The following is a 1,451-nucleotide window of genomic DNA, read 5'->3' on the forward strand; positions in this document are numbered from 1 at the left end:
CGCACGCCGGGCGGAATGTTGACCTCCAGCTGGCGGTCATGCAGGGCGACATGCCCCTGGGCATCGGCCACCGGCACGCGCAGCGAGATCGTGCGGCGTGCACCGCGGTAGCTGTCTTCCAGGTCGATCATCACCTTGGCGTGGTGATCGCTGCCGGGCGCCTGCCGGCGGCCGCCTGCAGCGGGCCGTGCGCCCGGCCCACCGCGCCCGAAGATGGATTCGAAGAAGGCGCTGAAGTCCTCGGCGCTGGGCGCTTGCTGCCCGCCGGGCCCGGCGCCGCCCCGGCCGCTGAACTCGAAGCCGCTGTCCCAACCCGGCGGTGGCTCGAAGGTTTCGCCGCGCGCGTGGCGCTGGCTGATGTCGTCGTAGGCCGCACGGCGCTCGGGGTCGATCAGGGCTTCATGCGCCTCGGCCACATCCTTGAAGCGCGATTCGGCATCCGCCTCCTTGCTGACGTCGGGGTGGAACTTGCGTGCCAGCTTGCGGTAGGCCCGCTTGATCTCGTCCTGGGTGGCGTCTCGCTGCACCCCAAGCGTGGCGTAGTAGTCCTTGAATTCCATTGGGTTCCCCTGTGCGGTGTCGTCAGTTGGAGCCGGCTGGTACAGGCTCAGGCGTGGGTGCTTCAGCGTTGGATGCCTTGGCGACCAGCCTGGACAACTCGGCAAATCCGATCGGCGGCACGGTCAGCCAGGGCAGCGTGAAGAGGCGCCTGGCCAGGCCATGGGCCATGCGTTCCATCTGCTTGCGTTCGCCCGCCAGCCGCGCTTTCAGCAAGGGGTCGCGCGTTCCGGCCGCCAGCACGCTCTTGTTCAGCACCCAGGCATAGGGCTCGATGCCAGCGCGGCGCAGGTCGTCCTGCAGCGCAGCCGCCTGCGACACGGGCGTCACCTCCGGCAGCGTGACCAGGATGATCTTGGTATACGTGCCGTCCTGCAGCCGCATCAAGGGTGTCACCACCCGGGCCGCTCCCGGCCCCTCGAACTCCCGCATCATCTGGCGGTGATAGGCGCCGGTGGCGTCCATCAGCAGCATGGAATGGCCCGTGGGCGCGGTGTCGAGCACGACGAAGGCACTGCGGCCCTCGCTGACGATGCGCGAGAAGGCATGGAAGACGGCCACCTCTTCCGTGCAGGGCGATTGCAGGTCTTCCAGCAGCAGCGCCTGCTCGGCCGCGTCGAGCTTCGGTGACCTGGCCGCCATGATCTTGTCGATGTAGCGCTGCATCTCGACCTTGGGGTCGATGCGGCTGACGCTCAAACCGGGCACATCGCCGGCCAACGTCGAAGCCAGGTGGGCCGCCGGATCGGTGGTGCTGAGGTGCACGGTCTTGCCGCGCTCGACCAGCCCCAGGGCCAGCGCCGCCGCCACGGTCGTCTTGCCGACGCCGCCCTTGCCCATCACCATGATCAGCCCGTGCCCGGCGGTGGCCAGTTCGTCGGCCAGCGCGTCAA

General features: G+C 68.9%; 2 protein-coding genes. Both read right to left on the reverse strand.

Annotation, left to right across the window (positions count from 1 at the left end; genetic code table 11):
* Positions 1 to 560 (reverse strand): DnaJ domain-containing protein (locus tag AC1DU6_RS31045; protein ID WP_477861968.1); only part of this gene is annotated, 560 nt, incomplete at its 3' end.
* A 22-nt stretch (positions 561 to 582) separates the two neighbouring features.
* Positions 583 to 1,451 (reverse strand): ArsA-related P-loop ATPase (locus tag AC1DU6_RS31050; RefSeq protein ID WP_477861970.1); only part of this gene is annotated, 869 nt, incomplete at its 5' end.

Source organism: Roseateles sp. P5_B10 (assembly GCF_056400485.1).